A 20,444-nucleotide genomic window follows, 5' to 3' on the forward strand; every position below is an offset into this window, starting at 1 on the left:
ATCCGTGTGGCTCCGCGTCAACCGTCATGCGCGCAGCTTGCCGAAGTCCCAGCCGGCGATCCGCTCCGGGCGCAGCCGCAGCCGCAGCCGCAGCCGGCCGTGCCGGCCGTCGTACCGGAAGGTGCCGCCGCCCATGTACCTGTCCGCGAAGAGGTTCTCGGGACCGGTGAGTTCGGCCACGTGGCCGCCCTTGCGAGGGGTCTCGCCGACCGCCTCGGCCCGGCCCGGCAGCTCGACCTCGCGCAGCCGCAGGAAGTCGAGACCGCCGTCGTCGACCGGCACGCTGAGCCGTGGGTCGCGGCCGAGGTCGGTCCAGCGCCGGCTGTGCGTCAGTGAGTTGAGTCAGAGCGCCGTTCCGTCCCGGGTGAACCAGAGGGCGCCGTGGTGCGGATGGCCGCCGGGGCCGACGGTCGCCACCCGGCAGACGGCTGGGCGCGGAGAAAGGCGTCCCGTACCCCTTCGGTCATGGCGATCGCGGTCCCCCTGCGCTGACCGGGCATGATTCCTCCCACACTCGCGTGAATGCCTAATTCTCCTGCGCGACAGGTTGCTTCTCATCTGGCGAGAAGCTACTTTCCACCGCAGGCAGGGCCGTGGCAACAGGATCTGTGACACCCAGAAGAGATGGGGAGCCGTGAGTCTTTTCCATGAGGACCGGCTGTTGATCGACGGAGATCTCGTACCCGCGGGACGCAGCTTCGAGACCGTCGATCCGTCCACCGGGAAGGTGCTGGGGACGGCATCCGACGCGGACGCCGGGCATGTCGAGGCGGCCGTCGCCGCCGCCCGCCGGGCGTTCGACACGACCGGCTGGATGCGCGACCGCGACCTGCGGCTGCGCTGCCTGCGCCAGCTCCACGCCGCGCTGCACGCGCACCGCGAGGAACTGCGCGACCTGACCATCGCCGAGGTGGGCGCCCCCCGCGCCCTCACCCACGGACCTCAGCTCGACGAACCGATCGAGATGGTCAGGTACTACGCGGACCTGCTGGAGCGCTACGAGTTCCGGGAAGAGCTCGGCACCGTGGAGAGCCGGGGACGGCAGCACCGCCGGTGGGTGGAGAAGGAGCCCGCCGGAGTCGTCGCGGCCATCCTGCCGTACAACTTCCCCAACCAGCTGGCCCTCGCCAAGCTCGCCCCCGCGCTCGCCGCCGGCTGTGCCGTCGTGGTCAAGGGCGCCCCCGACACCCCGTGGACGACCCTCACGCTCGGCCGTCTCATCGCCGAGGAGACCGACATCCCCGCCGGCGTCGTCAACATCCTGACCTCGTCCGGCCCCGAAGCCGGCGAACTGCTCACCACGCACCCCGGCATCGACATGATCACCTTCACCGGGTCCACCCCGGTCGGCAGGGCCATCATGTCCGCCGCCTCCGCCACCCTGAAACGGGTCTTCCTGGAGCTCGGCGGCAAGTCCGCGATGATCGTGCTCGACGACGCCGACTTCGCCGATGCCGCGATGTTCGCGGCCTTCAGCATCTGCTCCCACGCCGGCCAGGGCTGCGCACTCACCTCACGCCTGCTCGTCCCGCGCGAGAGTCACGACGAGATCGTCTCCCTGGTCGCCGCCATGCTCGGCAAGGTCCGCTACGGCGACCCGGCCGACCCGGCGACCCACATGGGTCCCCTGATCAGCGAGAAGCAGCGCACCAAGGTGCACGGCATGGTCGAGCGGGCCGTCGCCGCCGGCGCCCGCCTGGTGACCGGCGGCCGGCCCGCCGACCGCGAAGGCTTCTTCTACGAGCCCACCCTGCTCGCCGGCGTCGACCCGGCCGCCGAGATCGCCCAGGAGGAGGTCTTCGGACCGGTGCTCGCGGTCATCGCCTACGACGACGAGGACGACGCCGTCCGGATCGCCAACGGCACGGTGTTCGGCCTGTCCGGCGCGGTGCTCGGCGCCGACGACGAACGGGCCACCGCCGTGGCCCGGCGGATCCGCAGCGGCACCTTCAGCATCAACGGCGGCAACTACTTCGCCGCCGACGCCCCGTTCGGGGGGTTCAAGCAGTCCGGCATCGGCCGGGAGATGGGTGTCGCGGGGCTGGAGGAGTTCCTCGAGCTCAAGACCTTCGCCGTGCCGGCCGGTTGACCGTCGGCGCTCAGCAGTTCGGGGACACCACCGAGGAGGAACCCCGTGAGAGTCCATGCACTTCCCGCCGCGCTGGCGGCGACCGCACTGCTGGCCGTCGCCGGATGCGGCGGCCACAGCGGCTCCGGCGACACGAGCGACGGCGGCGCGACCCCGACGAAGGCCGCACAGCAGGCCGCGTCCGGAGACTTCGGAGACCTCAAGAAGGTCTGCGGACCGGGCACCGCGAAGAGTGCGCCCGCCCAGGGCGTCACCGCCGACTCGATCGACATCGGCGTCTTCTCCGACGTCGGCTTCACCAAGAACTCCGAATTCGCCGACACCGCCAAGGTGTTCACCTCCTGGTGCAACGCGGCCGGCGGCATCAACGGCCGCAAGCTCGTGGCCACCACCCGCGACACCAGACTGACGCAGGTCCGCCAGCAGATGCTGGACGCCTGCAAGCAGGACTTCGCACTGGTCGGCGGCGGCGCGGCGCTGGACGCCCTCGGGGTGCAGGACCGGTTGAACTGTCTGCTGCCCGACTTCCCGGCACAGGTGAGCCAGATCCAGAACAACGGGTCCGGCCTCCAGCTGAACGAGACCGGTGGCGCCTCCTACGCCCGCTACGAGGGGTACTACTCCTGGCTGCTGAAGCAGGGCTACCCGGCGTCGGCGGCACATGTCGGGACGATCGGCGGCGACTCCCCGGTGACGAAGGTCATCAACGCCGAGTCCCAGGAGACGCTGCAGGCCTCCGGAGCGAAGATCGTCTACAAGGACCTCTACCCGGCGGGCGGCGTCTCGGACTGGACGCCCTACGCCCAGTCGATCAAGAGCAAGGGCGTCAAGGGCCTGGTGTTCAACGGCGACTTCGCGAGCCTGGCCAAGCTGGAGCAGGTCCTTACCGGGATGAGCTACAAGCTCGACTGGATCGACGCCAACAACAACGCCTACGGACCGGCGTTCCTCCAACTCGCGGGCAAGTCCCTGGCCGTCCAGAACAACCTGGCCGACCTCGGCGGTGTCTATCCGCTGGAGAAGGCGGCCGACAACCCTGCCACCGGGCAGCTGGTCGCCCTGTTCGAGAAGTACGACCCGAAGGCGCAGATCACGATGCCGGGCATCCGCGGCTTCGCCGCCTGGCTGCTGTTCGCCAAGGCGGCCTCCTCCTGTGGCGACGACCTCACCCGCAAGTGCGTCTACGAGGCCGCGGCCAAGGAGAACGCCTGGACGGGCGGCGGACTGCTGGCTCCCGTCGACCTGTCCCAGCAGGACGCCCCGCTGAAGTGCTTCAACGTCGAGCAGGCCACCACCAAGGGCTGGCAGCCCGCCGCATTCGAGCCCGACAACGGCGCCTACCGCTGCGACACGCCCCCGTACAAGCTGAAGGGCACCTACGGCAAGCCCCTCACCCTCGCCGACGTCGGCAAGAGCATGAACGATGTGAAGTAGATGGAGCAGTTCCTGACCTTCGGGATCGTCGGACTGAGCACCGCGGCCATCTACGCGGTCATCGGCAGCGGCCTGGTGCTCACCTACGTCACCACCGGCGTGTTCAACTTCGCGCACGGCGCGGCGGGCATGCTGGCGGCGTTCTGCTACTGGCAGTTCACCGTCGGCTGGGGCTGGCCGGTCCCGGTGGCCCTGGCGGTGGTGCTGCTCGTGCTCGCGCCCGCGTTCGGCCTCGCCGTCGAGCGGGTCCTGATGCGGCCCGTGCAACGGCTCGGCGAGGCCGAACGGCTGGTGATGACGGTGGCGCTGCTCAGCGGCGCCATCGCCGCCGCCCGCTGGATCTGGGACCCCGACGTGCCCCGGCCGCTGTCGGTGTTCTTCGCCGACAAGCAGCCCTTCCACCTCGGCCCTGCCACCCTCACCTGGCACCAGGCGATCACCATGACCGTCGCGGTGGCGGTCGCCGCCGGCCTCTGGTTCCTGCTCAACCGCACCCGTACCGGCGCCGAGATGCGCGCCACCGTCGACGACCGCGCCCTGGTGCGGCTCACCGGCGCCGACCCGGTCCGGGCGAGCCGCGTCGCCTGGATCCTCGGCACCCAACTCGCCGCGATCGGCGGCATACTGATCGCCCCCACCGTCGCCCTGGACGCCTCCCAGCTCTCCCTCCTGATCGTCAGCGCCTACACCGCGGCCGTCTTCGGCAGGCTGCGCAGCCTGCCGCTCACCTTCGCCGGCGCGGTCGTCGTCGGCTGCATGGAGAGCTACCTCGCCGGCTACCTCCCGCAGAACCCCTACCTGCCCGGTCTGCGGCTCGCGGCCCCGGCCCTGCTCCTCTTCCTCGCGCTGCTCCTGTTCCGCCACCCGGGCCTGCGCCACCGCGACCGGCGGCTGGTCCAGGTCCCGGCGCCCAGCCTGCGCGGCACCGCCTTGTTCGCCGCCGCGACGGTCGCGTTCGGGGTGGTCCTGGCCACCGTCCTCGACGAGGCGGACCTCGTCAGCTACGGTCCGGTCTTCTCCCTCGGCATCGTCGCCCTGTCGTACGTCCCGCTCGCCGGGTACGCCGGGCAGATCTCCCTGTGCCAGCTGAGCATGGCCGGTATCGGCGCCCTCGTGTGGGGACACCTCGGCGCGCACGGCGAACTCTGGGCGCTGGCCGCCGCGATCGCCGTGTCCGGGGCGGCCGGGGCGCTGATCGCGGTGCCCGCGCTGCGGTTCTCCGGCGTCTACCTGGCGCTCGGCACGGCCGCGGTCACGGTGGTCCTGGACCGGTGGATCTTCACCCTGCCGGCCTTCCACCTGTTCGGCCTGCGCATCTCGCTCTTCGACCAGGGCTCGGTGGACATGAGCGGCCCCGAGCTGCTGGGCCTGCATCTCGACTCCGCCGCCGACCTGACCGTCCTCGCCGCCGTCTGCCTCGGCCTCGCCTCCCTCTCGGTCGCCCGGCTGCGGCGCAGCGGCTTCGGGCGGCGCCTGATCGCGCTGCGGGACAGCGAGGCCGCGTACGCGACGCTCGGCGGCAACCTGCTGGTGACCAAGGTGGCCGTGTTCGCGCTCTCCTCCGGCATCGCCGGACTCGGCGGCGCCCTCTACGGCATGCAGCAACGCGCCGTCACCGCCGAGCAGTTCAACCTCGTCGCCGGACTGCCGATCTTCCTCGTCGCCGTCATCGGCGGCCTCGGCGCGGTCGGCGACGGCCTGTTCGCCGGCACCGCCTACCTCGGCCCCAACGCCCTGACCGGTGTGGCCTCCTGGACGCAGAACATCGTCACCGTCCTGCCCGCCCTCGCCGGGATGGGGCTCGGGCACAGCCCCGAGGGGATCGTGGCCAGGTTCCGGCGCCACTGGGAACCCCTCGGCCGGGACCTCGCCGCCCTGCCCGTCCTGCTCGGCGCCCTGGCCCTGGGCTGGGTGCTGAGGCTGACCGGCGCGATCAACGGCTGGACGTTCCTTGTCGGGTCACTGGCGGCAGGGGTCGCGCTGCGCTCCTGGGCCGCCGCCCGCCAGGCCCCGGAGACCGAGGCGGACGTACCGGTCGAGTGGTGGGGCGTACGACGGCCCTGGCGGCCCGAGGACGGGGAGGTGCTGACCCGTGCCACTGCTGGACGTTAGCGGCGTCACCGTCGCCTTCGGAGGCAACCGCGCCCTGGACGGGGTCGGCATGAGCGCCGACCGGGGCCGGATCACCGGCCTCATCGGGCCCAACGGCGCCGGCAAGAGCACCCTGTTCGACGTGGTCTCCGGGCTACGCCGGCCCGCGGCGGGCAGGGTCGCCCTCGGCGGCCGGGACGTCACCCGTCTCGGCCCCGCCCGGCGTTGCCGGCACGGACTGGCCCGCACCTTCCAACGCCTGGAACTCTTCGGCCGGCTGAGTGTCCGCGACAACCTCCTCGTCGCCGCGGAACTCGGCCCCGACCGACGGCGGGCGGCACCGGTGGCCGACGGCCTCCTCGACCGGCTCGGCCTGACCGGCATCGCCGACACCCCCGCCGACAACCTCCCCACCGGCGTCGCCCGCCTCGTCGAGGTCGGCCGCGCCCTGGCCGTACGGCCCGCACTCCTGCTCCTCGACGAACCCGCGGCCGGACAGGACGGCGAGGAGACCGAACGGTTCGCCGCCCTGCTGCGCTCGCTCGCCGCCGAAGGCACCGCGGTCGTCCTCGTCGAACACGACATGGGGCTGGTCATGGGCGTCTGCGACGAGGTGTACGTGCTCGACCTCGGCAAGGTCATCGCCGTGGGACCGCCCGAGGTCATCCGCAACGACGAGACGGTGCTCGCCGCCTACCTGGGGGACGTGTGAACGCTCTGCTCGAACTGCGCACCGTCCGCGCCGCCCACGAGGGCATCACCGTCCTGCACGGCGTCGACCTGGGCGTCGGCGCCGGGCAGGTCGTCGCGCTGCTCGGCCCGAACGGCGCCGGCAAGACGACCACGCTGCACGTCGCCGCCGGACTCCACCCACCACGGTCCGGGCAACTCCTGCTCGGCGGACGCGACATGACCGGCGTGGACCCCCGTGACCTGGCCCGGGCCGGAGTCTGTCTCATCCCCGAGGGACGCGGTGTCTTCCCCAACCTCTCGGTGCGCGACAACCTCCTGATGATGACCTTCACCGGCCGCACCCGCCAGGAGATCGAGGAGGTCGCCTACGCCCGCTTCCCCGTGCTCGGCAAGCGGGCGGGCCAGGCGGCGGGGACGCTCTCCGGCGGTGAGCAGCAGATGCTCGCCCTCGCCCGCGGCCTGGCCACCGACCCGGCCGTGCTGCTCCTAGACGAACTGTCCATGGGACTCGCCCCGCTGGTCGTCTCCCGGCTCTACGAACAGGTCGCCGAGATCGCCCGGCAGGGCGTCGCGGTCCTGGTCGTCGAGCAGTTCGCTGCCGCCGTCCTCGGCATCGCCGACCACGCCGCCGTCCTCGTACGCGGCCGCATCGAACGCCAGGGCCGCCCCGACGGCGGGCTGCGCGACGAACTGTCCGCCCTCTACCTGGGGAGTTCCGCATGACATCCACCGAGCCGCCTGAAGACTCCCGCGCGGACCGGTTCGTCCGCGAACTCGCCGACCTCCGGATCCCCGACCCGGCCGCCGCCCGCGCCGGCCTCTGGCTGCGCCTCGGCGCCGCCCTGATGACCGTCGGCCTGGTCCTCGCGGTCTCCGCGTACTTCGCCTCGCACAACACCCAGAACCCGCTCGACCAGAACGACGCCCTCGCGCTCGGCCTCGGCGGCATCGCGGCGACGGTCGTCGGCGCGGCCCTGTTCCTGCGCTACTCGCTCACCGGCTTCCTGCGGTTCTGGATGGCCCGCCAGTCCTACGACCTCGCCGTACTCGCCGACCGCCTGTCGGAAAGGGACCCGAACCATGACCTCACCAGCACCGACGCCACGCCCCGGTGACCAGCTCGCCAGCACGGTGTGCGGCACCCGGGTCGTCGTGGTCCGTGCCCCGGCGGACCGGCAACCGGCCCTGACCTGCGGCGGCGCCCCCATGACGGCCGCCGCCGACGCACCGCCCGCACCGCCCGCGAGCGGCGCCCCGGTCACCCTCCTCGGCAAGCGCTACGTCGACGCCGACGGCACCCTCGAACTGCTCTGCACTCACCCCGGAACCGGCGAACTCGCCTGCGACGGCGTCCCCATGACCCTCAGGGCCGCCAAACCCCTCCCCGCCTCCGACTGAACGCCCGCACCAGCGAAAAGGACTCCGCATGAACAAGGACGACCTGATCCTCATCAGCGTCGACGACCACGTCATCGAACCGCCCGACATCTTCGTGAACCACCTGCCGAAGCGGTACCTCGACGACGCGCCCAAGCTGATCCACCGCGAGGACGGCAGCGACGTGTGGCAGTTCCGCGACAACACCGTCGGAAACGCCGCTCTCAACGCGGTCGCGGGGCGCCCCAAGGAGGAGTACGGCCTCGACCCGCAGGGCATGGACGAGATCCGGCCCGGCTGCTACGACGTCCACGAACGCGTCAAGGACATGAACGCGGGCGGCGTGCTCGCCCAGATGAACTTCCCGTCCTTCCCGGGGTTCTCGGCCCGCATGTTCGCCACCGAGGACTCCGACTTCTCGCTCGCGCTGGTGCGGGCGTACAACGACTGGCACATCGACGAGTGGTGCGGCTCCTACCCCGGCCGCTTCATCCCGATGGCCCTGCCCGCGATCTGGGACGCCGAGCTGTGCGCCGCCGAACTGCGCCGGGTCGCGGCCAAGGGCTGCCACTCCATGACCTTCCCCGAGAACCCGGCCGCGCTCGGCTACCCGAGCTTCCACGACCCGTACTGGAACCCGGTGTGGCAGGCCGCCTGCGACACCAGCACCGTGCTGTCGGTGCACATCGGCTCCTCCGGCCGCCTCGCCATCCCGGCCGTCGACTCACCCCCGGACGTGATGATCACCCTCCAGCCGATCAACCTCGTCCAGGCCGCCGCCGACCTGCTGTGGTCGCGCACCCTCAAGGACTTCCCCGACCTGAGGATCGCCCTCTCGGAGGGCGGCACCGGCTGGATCCCCTACTTCCTGGAGCGGGTCGACCGCACCTTCGAGATGCACGCCGCCTGGACCCTCCAGGACTTCGGCGGCAAGCTGCCCTCCGAGGTCTTCCGCGAGCACTTCCTGACCTGCTTCATCACCGACAAGCTCGGCGTGAAACTGCGCCACGACATCGGCATCGACAACATCTGCTGGGAGGGCGACTACCCGCACAGCGACTCCCTGTGGCCCGACGCCCCCGAGCAGCTGCACGGCGTCCTCACCGAGTGCGGGGTCCCGGACGCGGACACCGTGAAGATCACCCACGAGAACGCGATGCGCTGGTACTCCTTCGACCCGTTCGCGCACATCCCGCGCGAGCAGGCCACGGTCGGCGCCCTGCGCCGGGCCGCCGACGGGCACGACGTCAGCATCCGGCCCCGCAGCCGCCAGCTCAAGGAACCGGTCGACAAGCTGGAGGCCTTCCGCCGGCGGGCCCGCGCGGCCGTAGCGGCGGCGAGCAAGTAGTGGGGCACGACAACGAGCTGTTCGACCTGACGGGACGCTCGGCGCTGGTCACGGGAGCCGCGGGCGGCATCGGCGCCGCCGTCGCCCACGCGCTCGCCCGGGCCGGCGCCGCCGTCCTCGTCACCGACGTCGACGCGGCCGCCGCGGCGGTCGTCGCCGGGAAGATCACGGCGGCCGGCGGCACCGCCGACAGCACCGGACTCGACGTCCGGGACCGCACGGCCGCGGAGGCCGCCGCGGACCGGGCCGCCGCCCTCGCCGACGGGACCCTGCACATCCTGGTGAACAACGCCGGCGTGACCGCGCCGGCCATGTTTCCCGACCTTGACGAGGACGCCTTCCGCCGGCTGCTCGACATCCACGTCCTGGGCACCTTCACCTGCTCCCAGGCCGCCCTGCCGTTCCTGCCGACGGACGGCACCGGACGCATCGTCAACGTCACCTCGTCGGCCGGGCTCGTCGGCACCCTCGGCCAGGTCAACTACTCGGCGGCCAAGGCCGCGATCATCGGCATGACCAAGTCGATGGCCCGTGAGCTGGCACGCAGACAGATCAAGGTCAACGCCCTGGCGCCGCTGGCCGCCACCCCGATGACCGAGACCATCCGCACCCACGAGAAGTTCGCCGCCACCATGCTCGCCCGCATTCCGCTCGGCCGCTGGGCCGAGCCCGAGGAGGTGGCCGGGGTCTTCGTCTTCCTCGCCTCGGACGCGGCCTCCTTCGTCACCGGCCAGGTCCTGCCGGTCGACGGCGGCCTGGTGATCTGATGACCCACCGCACAGACAGGGGACCTCTTTCCGGGGTGACGGTGGTGGCCCTGGAACAGGCCGTCTCGGCGCCCCTGTGCACCCGGGTCCTGTGCGACCTCGGGGCCCGGGTGATCAAGGTGGAGAACCCGGACGGCGGCGACTCCGCTCGGCACATCGACGACGTGGTGAACGGCTTGGCCGCCCACTTCGTGTGGACCAACCGCGGCAAGGAATCCGTCGCTCTCGACCTCAAGTCCGAGGCGGGGATGGCGATCCTGCACCGCCTGCTGGACCGCGCCGACGTCCTGGTCTCCAACCTCGCCCCGGGCACCACGGCCAGACTGGGCATCGCCCCCGACGACCTGGCGACCAGCCACCCCGACCTGATCGCGGTGGAGATCGACGGTTACGGTCCCGGCGGCCCGCTCTCCCACAAACGGGCCTACGACCTTCTCGTCCAGGCCGAGTCCGGGGTCTGCGCCATCACCGGCCACCCCGGCGCCCCGGCGAAACCGGGCCCGCCCATCGCGGACGCGAGCACCGGCCTCTACACCGCGCTGTCCATCGTGGCGCTCCTCTACGCCGGTGAGCGCCGGAGCGAGCGCGGCGGCGCCGTCGCGGTGAGCCTGTTCGACACCATGACCGAGCTGATGGGCTACCCGCTGACCTACACCCGGCACTCCGGCGAGGAACAGCAGCCGATCGGCATGAGCTCGCCCGCCGTCGCCCCGTATGGCGCCTACGACACCGCCGACGGTCACACGGTCGTCCTCGGCACCATCAACGACCGCGAATGGCAGCGCCTGGCCCGGGAGTTGCTCGAACGCCCGGACCTGGCGGCCGACGAACGCTTCCGCACCAACCCCGACCGCGTCCGGCACCGCGGCCTGCTCGACGCGGAGATCGGGGCCTGGTGCGCCCGGCACGACCTCGCCCACGTCCAGCGACGCGCCGACGAGACCGGCATCGGCAATTCCCGCTACAACACCCCGGCCGACGTCCTCGCCCACCCGCACCTCGCGGCCCGCGACCGCTGGCGCACCACCGACACCCCCGCAGGACCGGTACCGGCCCTCCTGCCACCGCCGGTGATCGCCGGCTACGAGCCTCCGATGGGCGCCGTACCGGCCCTCGGCGAACACACCCGGAAGGTGCTCGCCGAACTGGGCGTCACCGAGGCCGAGTCGAGGGGTGCCACATGACCGGCGCGCCCGAACTGCTGTCCGCCGACCGTGGCGGCGTACGGACCCTGACCCTCAACCGCCCGCACCGCAGGAACGCCGTCGACCGCGAACTGTGGGCGGCGCTGCGCCGGGCCCTCACCGAGGCCACGCACGACCGGACGGTACGGGCCCTGGTCCTCACCGGCGCCGGCGGCGCGTTCTGCTCCGGCGCCGACCTCACCAGCGGCGCCCAGGACACCCGGCACCCGCTCGACAAGGTCCGCGACCTCAACGAAGTCGCCGTCCTGCTGCACGAGTTGCCCATTCCCACGGTGGCCAAGGTGGACGGGGTGGCCGTCGGTGCGGGCTGGAACCTCGCGCTCGGCTGCGACCTGGTGGTGGCCACACCGGAAAGCCGGTTCTCGCAGATCTTCACGCGCCGCGGGCTCTCCCCGGACTGCGGCGGCACCTGGCTGCTGCCCAGGCTCGCCGGGCTCCAGCAAGCCAGGAGACTCGCCCTGCTGGCCGAGACGATCGACGCCGAGGAGGCCCGGTCGCTGAACCTCGTCACCTGGGTGGTGTCCGCCGAGGAGATCGACGGTTTCGTCACCGACCTCGCCGGCCGGCTGGCGGCCGGACCGCCGGTCGCCCTGGCGCAGACCAAGGCACTGCTCAACGAGGGGACGGGCCGCACCCTGCGCGAGGCACTCGCCGCCGAGGCCCGCACGCAGGCGGTCAACTTCGCCTCGCCGGACGTGCCGGAGGCCTACGCCGCGTTCGCCGGCAAACGGGAGCCGCGCTTCACCGGCCGCTGGTTCCGACAGCCCGCTACGGAGGACCCACCATGCGCGAAGCAGTGATCGTCGAGGCCGTCCGCACACCGGTGGGCAGACGCGACGGCGGCTTGTCCGGTGTGCACGCGGCCGACCTCTCCGCCGTGGTCCTGACCGCCATCGCCGAACGGACCGGCCTCGACCCGGCGCTCGTCGACGACGTCGTGTGGGGCTGCGTCTCCCAGGTCGGCGACCAGTCCAGCAACATCGGCCGGTACGCCGTCCTCGCCGCGGGCTGGCCCGAGACCGTTCCCGGCACCACCGTGAACCGGGCCTGCGGATCGAGCCAGCAGGCCCTCGACTTCGCCGCGCAGGCCGTCATGTCCGGCCAGCAGGACGTCGTCGTGGCCGGCGGCGTCGAGGTCATGAGCCGGGTGCCGCTCGGCTCGGCACGGGCCACCGGGACGCCGTACGGCCCCCGGGTCCTCGCCCGCTACCACGGCTTCTCCTTCAACCAGGGCATCTCTGCCGAGAGGATCGCACAGAAGTGGGGCTTCACCCGCACGCGGCTGGACGAGTACGCGGCGCTGTCCCACGAGCGCGCCGCCGCCGCAAAGGACAGCGGTGCCTTCGAGGCACAGACCGTGCCGGCGGCGGGGGTGAGCACCGACGAGGGGATACGGCTCGGCACCAGCGTGGCGAAGCTCGCGGGATTGAGGCCCGCCTTCCTCGACGACGGGGTGATCCACGCCGGCAACGCTTCCCAGATCTCCGACGGCGCCGCGGCCCTGCTGGTCACCACACCGCAGCGGGCCCGGGAGCTGGGGCTGACCCCGCTCGTGCGCTACCGCGCGGGCGCGGTGGTCGGCGCCGACCCGGTCCTCATGCTGACCGGCCCGATCCCGGCCACGGAGAAGGTGCTCGCCAAGGCCGGCGTCGGCCTCGCCGAGGTGGGCGTCTTCGAGGTGAACGAGGCCTTCGCGCCCGTCCCGCTCGCCTGGCTCGCCGAGACCGGCGCCGACCCGGCCCTGCTCAACCCGCTCGGCGGCGCCATCGCGCTCGGGCATCCGCTGGGCGCGTCCGGTGCCGTGCTGATGACCCGGATGGTCCACCACATGCGCGACCACGGGATCCGGTACGGCCTGCAGACCATGTGCGAGGGCGGCGGCACGGCCAACGCCACCCTCGTCGAACTCGCTTCCTGACCAGGGGGGTTCGGTGCGCCGAGAGATCTACACACCCGACCACGAGGAATTCCGCAGGCTGGTCAGGGAGTTCGTGGCCAAGGAGGTGGTCCCGAACCACTCCTCCTGGGAGCGGGCCGGCCGGCTGCCCCGCGAGATCTTCGAACAGCTCGGCTCGCTCGGCGTGCTGGGCATCGCGATCCCCGAGAAGTACGGCGGCGCGGGTCTCGACGACTACCGCTACAACGTCGTCCTCCAGGAGGAGGCGGCCCGCGCCCTGGTCACCCTGGGCACCGTACGCACCCAACTCGACGTCATCCTGCCCTACTTCCTCGCCTACGCCGACGCCGCGCAGCGAAGGCGCTGGTTCCCCGGGCTCGCCGCCGGCACGCTGCTCACCGCCGTCGCCATGACCGAACCCGGTACCGGTTCCGACCTGGCGGGCATCCGCACCACGGCCGTGCCTGACGGCGACAGCTACGTCCTCAACGGCGCCAAGACCTTCATCACCGGAGGTCTGCTCGCCGACCTGGTGATCGTGGTCGCCCGCACATCGAGCGACCCGGCCGACCGGCGCGCGGGACTGACGCTGCTGGTCGTGGAGGACGGGATGCCCGGGTTCACCCGGGGGCGGGTCCTCGACAAGATGGGAATCAAGGTCCAGGACACCGTCGAGCTTGCCTTCGACGATGTACGCGTCCCGGTGGCGAACCGGCTGGGGGAGGAGGGCGCCGCCTTCGGCTACCTGGGCCACAACCTTCCGCAGGAGCGGATGACGGTGGCGGTCGGCTCGGTCGCGCAGGCGCGGGCCGCGCTGGACACGACGATCGAGTACGTCAAGGAACGCGAGGTCTTCGGCAGGTCCGTGGCGTCCTTCCAGAACACCAAGTTCGAACTCGCCGCCGTCGCCGCCGAGATCGAGGCCGCCCAGGCCATGCTCGACCGCGCCGTCCTCGAACTCGTCGACGGGGAACTCTCCGGCGCCGACGCGGCGAAGGTGAAGCTCTTCTGCACCGAGATGCAGGCCCGTGCCGTCGACCGCTGCCTCCAGCTCTTCGGCGGCTACGGCTACATGACGGAGTACCCGATCGCCCGGCTGTACGCCGACGCCCGGATCACCCGGATCTATGCCGGCACCAGCGAGGTCATGAAGGTGATCATCGCCAAGTCGCTGGGGCTGTGAGAGTCCCGCCGGGAACGTGAGAACACCCCAGGGTACGTGAGAACACCCCAGGGCACGTTTGAGCGCCGCGGCCGCCGGGTGCGGCCACGGCGCTCAGGGGTCACTTGCCGTAGGGCGTCGTCTCCGCCAGGTCGGCGGCTGACTTCATCAGCTGCAGCACCATCGGGCCGAACGCGCGCAACTTCTTGTTGTCACCGGCCCGTTGGAAACCCTGTTCCAGGACGATGGCGAGCTTCCACTGGGCGAGCACCTCGTAGTAGTCCATGTCGTCGACCTGGCGGCCGGACACCTCGGCGTAGTGCTGGATCAGCTGGTGCCGTGAGGGCATGCCGAACAGGTCGACATAGGATGCGGTGGCCGCCTCCGGGGCACCGGTGTCCTCGGGCCAGCCGCGCAGCATCCAGGCCAGGTCGAGCTTGGGGTCGCCGACGGTGCCCATCTCCCAGTCCACGACGGCGGCCAGCCGGGCCGGGCCGCCGTGCCGGAACATGACGTTGGCGAACTGGTAGTCGCCGTGCATCAGGCCCGGGACGTAGTCGAGCGGCTTGTGGCCGCGCAGCCAGGCCGAGGCCTCGTCGAAGCCGGGCAGCTCACGGCCCTGCACCCGCTCCAGGTAGCGGGTCCAACGGTCCACCTGGCGCTCGTGGAAGCCCTCGGGGCGGCCCAGGTCCTCCAGCCCCTTCGCCCGCCAGTCCACCCGGCCCAGCAGGGCGGCCCCCTCGGCCAGTTGGTACGCCAGCCCCGCCCGCGCGGTCAGGTCCGTGCCGAACGGCTCCGGCCAGCCGCGTCCGCCGGTGGTGGACATGGGCGACCAGCCGTCGACGAACTCCATCAGGTAGAAGGTGCGGCCGAGGACGGCGGTGTCCGTGCAGACGGCGATCGCCTCGGTGTGAGGGACGTCCGTGCCGTTCAGTGCCTCGGTGATCCGCCACTCCCGCAGGATGCCCCCGTCACGGGCGGCCGGTGCGGTGGGCGGCGGGATGCGCAGGGCGCAGTGCAGTTCTCCGCGCCGGATCTCGTAGATCTCGTTCTGCGCGCCGCCCGAGACGTACCGCTGCTCGACCGGTTCGCCCGTGCCGGGCAGTGCGGACTCGTCCAGCCAGTCGGCCAGCCGCTCGACGTCGATCACCGGGCCTCCGTCTCCGGGTCCAGGAACTCCGCGTACCTGGCCCGCGCCGCGGCCAGCCGCGTGGGCAGGTAGCCGCTCGGCCACAGGTCCTCGCTGGGCTTGTGGTCGCGCAGCACCTGCCGGGCGACGGTGACCTTGTGCGCCTCGGTCGGACCGTCGGCGATGCCCAGGACGCTGGCGCCCAGGAGCATCCGGAACAGCGGCATGTCGCCGCTCACGCCGAGGGCACCGTGCACCTGGATCGCGCGGTGGGCGACGTCGTGCAGCACGCTCGGCAGCACGACCTTGATCATCGCGATGTCCTTGCGGACCCTGCGGTAGTCGTCGTACTTGTCGATCTTCCAGGCGGTGTGCAGCACGGCCAGCCGGAACTGCTGGATCTGGGCCCACGAGTCGGCTATGTGGCCCTGTACGAACTGCTTGTCGGCCAGGACCGTGCCCTGCGTGTGCCGGCTCAGCGCCCGCTCGCACATCATGTCGAACGCCTTGCCCGCGAGCCCGATCGTCCGCATCGCGTGATGGATACGCCCGCCGCCGAGGCGGGTCTGGGCGATGACGAACGCCTGCCCCTCGCCGCCCAGCAGCGCGTCCGCGGGCACCCGCACGTCCTCGTAGTGCACCAGCGCGTGGGAACCCCGTTCTTCGGGCTCACCGGCCAGCGCCACGTTCCGCTCGATGACGATCCCGGGCGTCTCGGCAGGGACCAGGAGCATCGACATGCTCTTGTACGGGTCCCCGGCCGGGTCGGTCACGGCCATCACGATGAAGAAGGCGGCCGTCCTGGCGTTGGACGAGAAGTACTTCCAGCCGTTGATGACCCACTCGTCCCCGTCCCGCACCGCGCGGGTGGTGAACTCCTTGGGATCGGAGCCGGCCTGCGGCTCGGTCATCGAGTAGCAGGAGAAGATCTCGCCGTCGAGCAGCGGGCGCAGGTAGCGCTCCTTCTGCGCCGCCGTGCCGTAGTGGGCGAGGATCTCCGCGTTGCCCGTGTCCGGGGCCTGGCAGCCGAACACGATCGGGGCCCAGGACGAGCGGCCCAGGATCTCGTTGAGCAGGCACAGCTTGACCTGGCCGTGTCCCTCCCCGCCCAGGTCGGGACCGAGGTGGGTCGCCCACAGCCCGTGCGTCCGCACCTCCTTCTTGAGGGGGTCGAGGACCCGGCGGAGGTTGTCGTCGGGCGGGGTGAACTGCAGGCCGTCCCACAGGAGGTCGAGGGGTTCGACCTCCTCGCGCACGAACCGGTCCGCCCAGTCGAGCTGCGCCTGGTAGTCCGGCTCTGTCTCGAAGTCCCACGGCATTGTGTCTCCTTCCGACGGATGCCAGAATAACGTTCTCGTGAATGAGAACACAATTCCCTCTTCGCGGAACGCGACTTCTGACGACGTGCCGGACCGGCCTCCGGACGGCATCGCCGACCGGATAGCCCGGCGCGCCCTGGCCCGCCGCGCCGACCAGTACGCCGACGAGGTGCGCGCCCTCCTCGACGCGGCACGCGCGGTCATGCGCCGCCTCGGCACGACGGCACGCCCGCGCGTCGCCGACATCGTGACGGCGGCCGGACTGTCCAACGAGGCCTTCTACCGGCACTTCCGGTCCAAGGACGCCCTGATCGCCGCGATCATGGAGGACGGCGCCGAGCGGCTGTGCGGCTACATCGCGCACCAGATGGCCAAGGAGCCCACGGCGCAGGGCAAGGTGCGCCGCTGGGCCGAAAGTGTCCTGGCGCAGGCGATGGACGCCGACACGGCCGAGACGACCCTCGCGGTCATGTGGAACGCCCAGAGCGTGGGGGAGGGGTTCCTCGCCGGGCCGCCCTCGATCGCCGGCCTGCTCGCGGACCTGCTCCGCGCGCCGTACACCGAACTCGGCAGCGCCGCCCCCGGCCTGGACGCCGCCCTGGCCGCCCACGCCGTGGTCGGCCGGCTCGCCGACCACCTGTGGCGGCGGACGCCCCCGACGGGCGCCGACGTCGAGCACGTCACCCGCTTCTGCCTGCGCACGGTCGCACCCGAAGGAGCGTGAGAATGAAGGCGACCGATCAGTTCCATGTCGGCCTCGTCGTCGACGACATCGCCGCCGCGGCGGCCGAGCTGACGGCCGTGTTCGGCCACCGGTGGTGCGAGGAGCTGGGCGCCCCGGCCCGGGTGAGCCTGCCCGGCGGCGACGCGGTCCTCGACCTCAGGTCGACGTACTCCATGTCCGTGCCCCGGGTGGAACTCGTCCGGAGCGTCCCGGGGACCCTGTGGCAGCCGGCCGCCGACTCCGGCATCCACCACCTCGGCTACTGGTCCGACGACGTGGCCGCCGACTCCGCCGAACTGGCCCGGCGCGGCCACGCGACCGAGGCCGTGGGCCGCCGCCCGGACGGTACCCCGTACTGGGCGTTCCTCCACGGCGAGGCCGGCCCGCGCATCGAACTGGTGACCCGCGCGCTCCAGCCCGTCCTGGAGCGGTACTGGGCGACCGGCAGGAGGCCGTCGTGACCGTCGAGAGGGAGGCAGGCCCGATGACGAGGGTGGGAATGGTGACCGGCGCCGGGCGCGGCATGGGACTGGAGTGCGCGCGGCGCCTGCTCGGCACGGTGGACCGGCTGCTGCTGGTCGACCTGGACGAGAAGGCTGTTTCCACGGCTGCGGGGGACCTCTCGACCTCCCCGCACGCGACCGTCGTGGAACCGCACACCCTCGACATTACCGACCGCGACGGCCTGGCCGGTCTCGCCGCCCGTGTCCGCGAACTCGGCACCCTGCGCGCCGTCGCCCACGCCGCCGGCATCTCGCCGGCCATGGCCGACTGGCGCCGCATCCTCACGGTCGACCTCGTCGGCACGGCCCTGCTGGCCGAGGCCCTGCGACCGCTCGTCACCCGGGGGACGGCGATGGTGTGTTTCGCCTCGATGGCGGCCCTGTTCGGCGACACCGAACCGCGGCCCGCGACCGAGGCGGCTCTGGCGGATCCGCTCGACGAGCACTTCCTCGACCGCATCCGGGAAGCCGTGGGCCCGGACGTCGAGGACCCGGGCATGGCCTGCACGTGGGCCAAGCGGGGAGTCCAGCGCTTCGTGCAGCGGGAGGCCGTGCGCGTCGGAGCGGCCGGGGCCCGCGTCTGTTCGGTCTCACCCGGCGTCGTCGCCACCCCGCAGGGGCGGCAGGAGGCCGAACACCACCCGTCGATGCGGGCACTGGTACGGCAGTCCGCCCTGGGCCGCGAGGGCCGCCCCGAGGAACTGGCCGCCGTCGTCGCCTTCCTGCTGTCGGACGATGCGTCCTTCCTCACCGGCACCGGCATCCTGGTCGACGGCGGGGTACGGGCGGGCCTGGCGGCACGCTAGCGGCACCGGGACATGACCCCGGGCCGGGGGAGCCCGACTTGCCTTCGGTGACGGCAAGTCGGGCTCCCCCGGCCGTGTTCACTCGGTGTCGGTCGCCCGTGGTGCGAACCCCGCCACGATCACGGCGTTGGTACGGGCCGCCGCCTGCCGCAGCGACTTCGCCTTCGCGTAGGCGGCCGACTCGTACCACGCCCGGGCCGCCGCCACGGACTCGAATTCGAGTACGACGGTCTGGTCACCGTGCCAGGCGCCCTCCAGAACCTGCGGGCGGGGATCCGCGGCCAGCACGGCGGCGCCGCTCTCGGCGATGGAGGGCCCGGCTGCCCTTCCGTAGGCGGCCATGCCGGCGGGGTCGTCGATGGCCTCGGTGAAGATGACGTAGCCCTTCGGCATGGCGCTCCTCGGCGTCAGCTCACGGTGATGGCGCGCTCGGGGCACAGGGCGGCGGCCGAGCGGACCGCCTCCTCGTGCTCGGCGGGCACCCCGGGGGTGTCCACCACGGCGTAGCCGTCGTCGCTCAGGTCGAAGACCTCGGGGCAGAGCGAGCAGCACACCCCGTGCCCGCGGCAGCGGTCGTCGTCGACGGTGACCTTCATCGGGCCGTGCTCCACTCCAGGTCGAGGTGGGTGAGGCCGCGGAGGATGAAGGTGGGTACGTACTGGTAGCGGCGGGCGTTCGCCGGGCCGTGCACCCGCTCGGCGATCCTGATGTCGGACGTGAGGTCCAGCAGCCGTTCGAGGGTCACCCGGGCCTCGGCGCGGGCCAGGGGCGCGCCGGGGCAGGTGTGGGCGCCGCGGCCGAACGCGAGGTGCCGGCGGACGTTCGGGCGGCCGACGTCGAAGGTCTCCGGGTCCTCGAACTGGCGCGGATCGCGGTTCGCCGCGCTGTTGAGCACCATCAGCGTGGTCCCGGCCGGGATGTCCACGCCGCCCACCGTGGTCGGAACCTTCGACAGCCGGAAGTCGCCCTTCACCGGGCTCTCGGCCCGCAGCGTCTCCTCGACGAAGTTCGGGATGCGGTCGCGCTCGGTGCGCAACAGCCGCTGCAGCTCGGGGCGTTCGGCGAGGATCCTGAGCGCCGAGCTGAGCAGCCGGACGGTGGTCTCCTGGCCGGCGGCGAACAGGTTGGCCGCGACCCGGACGACGTCGATGACCTCCGGCGTCGAACCGTCCGGGAAGGCCGCCGTCGCCAGGCCCGTCAGCACGTCCGCGCGCGGCTCGCGGCGGCGCTCCTCGATGTACGTCGTGAAGCGGCCGTAGAGGAACTCCAGCGGCGAGTGGTGCAGGGTGTCGTCGCCGGTGCTGCCGATGCCGCCGCCGTCCTGCGGGCGGCGCTGGAGCCGGTCCATGAACTCCTGCTGGTCCTCGCCGGGCACCCCGAGCAGGTCGGCTATGACGAGCAGCGTGAACGGCCCGGCGAACCCGCTGATGAACTCCCCCTCGCCCGGCGCGAGGAACGTCTCCAGCAACCCGTCGGCGAGGTGCCACATGGACGCCTCGTTCTCCTTGAGGCGCTTCGGCGTGATCAGCCGCATCAGCAGGGCGCGGTGGTCGGTGTGCACCGGCGGGTCCAGGGTGGGCAGCTGGTCGCTCATCGGCAGCTCGTGCCGGTGGCGCTCGATCAGCTCGCTGACGTCGTCGCCCTCCAGCGGGACCGGGAACCCGGGGAACGGGCCGGTGACCGAGATGCAGGCGGAGAACGCGTCGGTGTCGTTGTAGACCTGCAGCGCCTCGTCGTACCCGGTCACCATCATCACGTCGTGGTGGTTCTCGCGACGGACCGGGCACTGTCCGCGCAGGGCGTCGAAGTAGGGGTAGGGGTCCGCGACGACCTGCTCGTCCCGGAAGAAATCGATCGCCTCGAAGTCGTTCACGGCCTGTTCGGCCCCCTCTCACCGGCA

At 71.9% G+C, this 20,444-nt stretch carries 22 protein-coding genes; 16 read left to right on the forward strand and 6 right to left on the reverse strand.

The annotated features are described in order from the left end of the window. Window positions 1-24 precede the first annotated feature (24 nt). A complete protein-coding gene (locus ACFY0P_RS06575; RefSeq protein WP_388908035.1) occupies window positions 25-282 on the reverse strand; it encodes a hypothetical protein in 258 nt (85 codons plus the stop codon). A 352-nt stretch (window positions 283-634) separates the two neighbouring features. Between ACFY0P_RS06575 and ACFY0P_RS06580 the strand changes: the two genes are divergently transcribed. The 13 genes from ACFY0P_RS06580 to ACFY0P_RS06640 are packed head-to-tail and all read left to right on the forward strand — an operon-like array spanning window position 635 to window position 14,084. Further along, window positions 635-2,089 (forward strand): aldehyde dehydrogenase family protein, encoded by a 1,455-nt coding sequence (locus ACFY0P_RS06580; protein WP_388908037.1) that lies wholly within the window; start codon window positions 635-637, stop codon window positions 2,087-2,089. 45 nt (window positions 2,090-2,134) lie between these two features. Then, the gene (locus tag ACFY0P_RS06585; protein WP_388908039.1) at window positions 2,135-3,523 is read left to right on the forward strand and encodes an ABC transporter substrate-binding protein; all 1,389 of its coding nucleotides are present in this window, start codon (window positions 2,135-2,137) and stop codon (window positions 3,521-3,523) included. Then, the gene (locus ACFY0P_RS06590) at window positions 3,524-5,635 is read left to right on the forward strand and encodes an ABC transporter permease (RefSeq protein ID WP_388908041.1); all 2,112 of its coding nucleotides are present in this window, start codon (window positions 3,524-3,526) and stop codon (window positions 5,633-5,635) included. It abuts the gene before it with no gap. Further along, on the forward strand, window positions 5,616-6,326 hold the full coding sequence (locus ACFY0P_RS06595) for an ABC transporter ATP-binding protein (protein WP_388908043.1): 711 nt from the start codon (window positions 5,616-5,618) through the stop codon (window positions 6,324-6,326). Before ACFY0P_RS06590 ends, ACFY0P_RS06595 begins: the two co-directional genes overlap by 20 nt. Further along, window positions 6,323-7,030, forward strand: coding sequence for an ABC transporter ATP-binding protein (locus ACFY0P_RS06600; RefSeq protein WP_388908045.1), 708 nt, complete (start codon window positions 6,323-6,325; stop codon window positions 7,028-7,030). Before ACFY0P_RS06595 ends, ACFY0P_RS06600 begins: the two co-directional genes overlap by 4 nt. Further along, complete coding sequence (locus ACFY0P_RS06605; protein ID WP_388908047.1) at window positions 7,027-7,422, forward strand: hypothetical protein; 396 nt, start codon at window positions 7,027-7,029, stop codon at window positions 7,420-7,422. The genes ACFY0P_RS06600 and ACFY0P_RS06605 overlap by 4 nt, the downstream gene beginning before the upstream one ends. Next, window positions 7,388-7,705, forward strand: coding sequence for a hypothetical protein (locus ACFY0P_RS06610; RefSeq protein WP_388908049.1), 318 nt, complete (start codon window positions 7,388-7,390; stop codon window positions 7,703-7,705). The genes ACFY0P_RS06605 and ACFY0P_RS06610 overlap by 35 nt, the downstream gene beginning before the upstream one ends. Before the next feature lie 28 nt (window positions 7,706-7,733). Then, window positions 7,734-9,032: an amidohydrolase family protein gene (locus ACFY0P_RS06615; RefSeq protein WP_388908051.1), complete on the forward strand. Its 1,299-nt coding sequence runs from the start codon at window positions 7,734-7,736 to the stop codon at window positions 9,030-9,032. Further along, window positions 9,032-9,799, forward strand: coding sequence for an SDR family NAD(P)-dependent oxidoreductase (locus ACFY0P_RS06620; protein WP_388908053.1), 768 nt, complete (start codon window positions 9,032-9,034; stop codon window positions 9,797-9,799). The genes ACFY0P_RS06615 and ACFY0P_RS06620 overlap by 1 nt, the downstream gene beginning before the upstream one ends. Continuing rightward, a complete protein-coding gene (locus ACFY0P_RS06625) occupies window positions 9,799-10,983 on the forward strand; it encodes a CaiB/BaiF CoA transferase family protein (RefSeq protein ID WP_388908055.1) in 1,185 nt (394 codons plus the stop codon). Before ACFY0P_RS06620 ends, ACFY0P_RS06625 begins: the two co-directional genes overlap by 1 nt. Then, window positions 10,980-11,804, forward strand: a complete 825-nt coding sequence (locus tag ACFY0P_RS06630; protein ID WP_388908057.1) for an enoyl-CoA hydratase/isomerase family protein — start codon at window positions 10,980-10,982, stop codon at window positions 11,802-11,804. Before ACFY0P_RS06625 ends, ACFY0P_RS06630 begins: the two co-directional genes overlap by 4 nt. Beyond that, window positions 11,789-12,922 carry a thiolase family protein gene (locus ACFY0P_RS06635; RefSeq protein ID WP_388908058.1) on the forward strand — a complete coding sequence of 378 codons (1,134 nt, stop codon included), beginning with the start codon at window positions 11,789-11,791 and terminating at the stop codon, window positions 12,920-12,922. The genes ACFY0P_RS06630 and ACFY0P_RS06635 overlap by 16 nt, the downstream gene beginning before the upstream one ends. Window positions 12,923-12,935: 13 nt before the next feature. Further along, window positions 12,936-14,084, forward strand: a complete 1,149-nt coding sequence (locus ACFY0P_RS06640) for an acyl-CoA dehydrogenase family protein (protein WP_388908060.1) — start codon at window positions 12,936-12,938, stop codon at window positions 14,082-14,084. Between the two features lie 100 nt (window positions 14,085-14,184). Here the strand turns inward: ACFY0P_RS06640 and ACFY0P_RS06645 are convergent, their stop codons facing one another. Further along, complete coding sequence (locus ACFY0P_RS06645; RefSeq protein ID WP_388908062.1) at window positions 14,185-15,213, reverse strand: phosphotransferase family protein; 1,029 nt, start codon at window positions 15,211-15,213, stop codon at window positions 14,185-14,187. Continuing rightward, entirely contained in the window at window positions 15,210-16,511 is a 1,302-nt protein-coding gene (locus ACFY0P_RS06650) for an acyl-CoA dehydrogenase family protein (RefSeq protein ID WP_388908064.1), read from the reverse strand. Before ACFY0P_RS06650 ends, ACFY0P_RS06645 begins: the two co-directional genes overlap by 4 nt. An 85-nt stretch (window positions 16,512-16,596) precedes the next feature. Here ACFY0P_RS06650 and ACFY0P_RS06655 point away from each other — a divergent pair, with 85 nt between their 5' ends. The 3 genes from ACFY0P_RS06655 to ACFY0P_RS06665 are packed head-to-tail and all read left to right on the forward strand — an operon-like array spanning window position 16,597 to window position 18,544. Next, window positions 16,597-17,235: a TetR/AcrR family transcriptional regulator gene (locus tag ACFY0P_RS06655; RefSeq protein WP_388908066.1), complete on the forward strand. Its 639-nt coding sequence runs from the start codon at window positions 16,597-16,599 to the stop codon at window positions 17,233-17,235. Window positions 17,236-17,237: 2 nt separating this feature from the next. Next, the gene (locus ACFY0P_RS06660; protein WP_388908068.1) at window positions 17,238-17,696 is read left to right on the forward strand and encodes a VOC family protein; all 459 of its coding nucleotides are present in this window, start codon (window positions 17,238-17,240) and stop codon (window positions 17,694-17,696) included. A gap of 23 nt (window positions 17,697-17,719) precedes the next feature. Further along, entirely contained in the window at window positions 17,720-18,544 is an 825-nt protein-coding gene (locus ACFY0P_RS06665; RefSeq protein ID WP_388908070.1) for an SDR family oxidoreductase, read from the forward strand. Between the two features lie 78 nt (window positions 18,545-18,622). Here the strand turns inward: ACFY0P_RS06665 and ACFY0P_RS06670 are convergent, their stop codons facing one another. The 3 genes from ACFY0P_RS06670 to ACFY0P_RS06680 are packed head-to-tail and all read right to left on the reverse strand — an operon-like array spanning window position 18,623 to window position 20,417. Next, window positions 18,623-18,937 carry a DUF1330 domain-containing protein gene (locus ACFY0P_RS06670; RefSeq protein ID WP_388908072.1) on the reverse strand — a complete coding sequence of 105 codons (315 nt, stop codon included), beginning with the start codon at window positions 18,935-18,937 and terminating at the stop codon, window positions 18,623-18,625. Between the two features lie 14 nt (window positions 18,938-18,951). Then, window positions 18,952-19,140, reverse strand: a complete 189-nt coding sequence (locus tag ACFY0P_RS06675) for a ferredoxin (RefSeq protein WP_388908074.1) — start codon at window positions 19,138-19,140, stop codon at window positions 18,952-18,954. Beyond that, on the reverse strand, window positions 19,137-20,417 hold the full coding sequence (locus ACFY0P_RS06680) for a cytochrome P450 (protein WP_388908076.1): 1,281 nt from the start codon (window positions 20,415-20,417) through the stop codon (window positions 19,137-19,139). The genes ACFY0P_RS06675 and ACFY0P_RS06680 overlap by 4 nt, the downstream gene beginning before the upstream one ends. Window positions 20,418-20,444 lie beyond the last annotated feature (27 nt).

Origin of the sequence: Streptomyces sp. NPDC001714 (assembly GCF_042892755.1) — a bacterium.
In the GTDB taxonomy this organism is placed as follows: Bacteria; Actinomycetota; Actinomycetes; order Streptomycetales; family Streptomycetaceae; genus Streptomyces.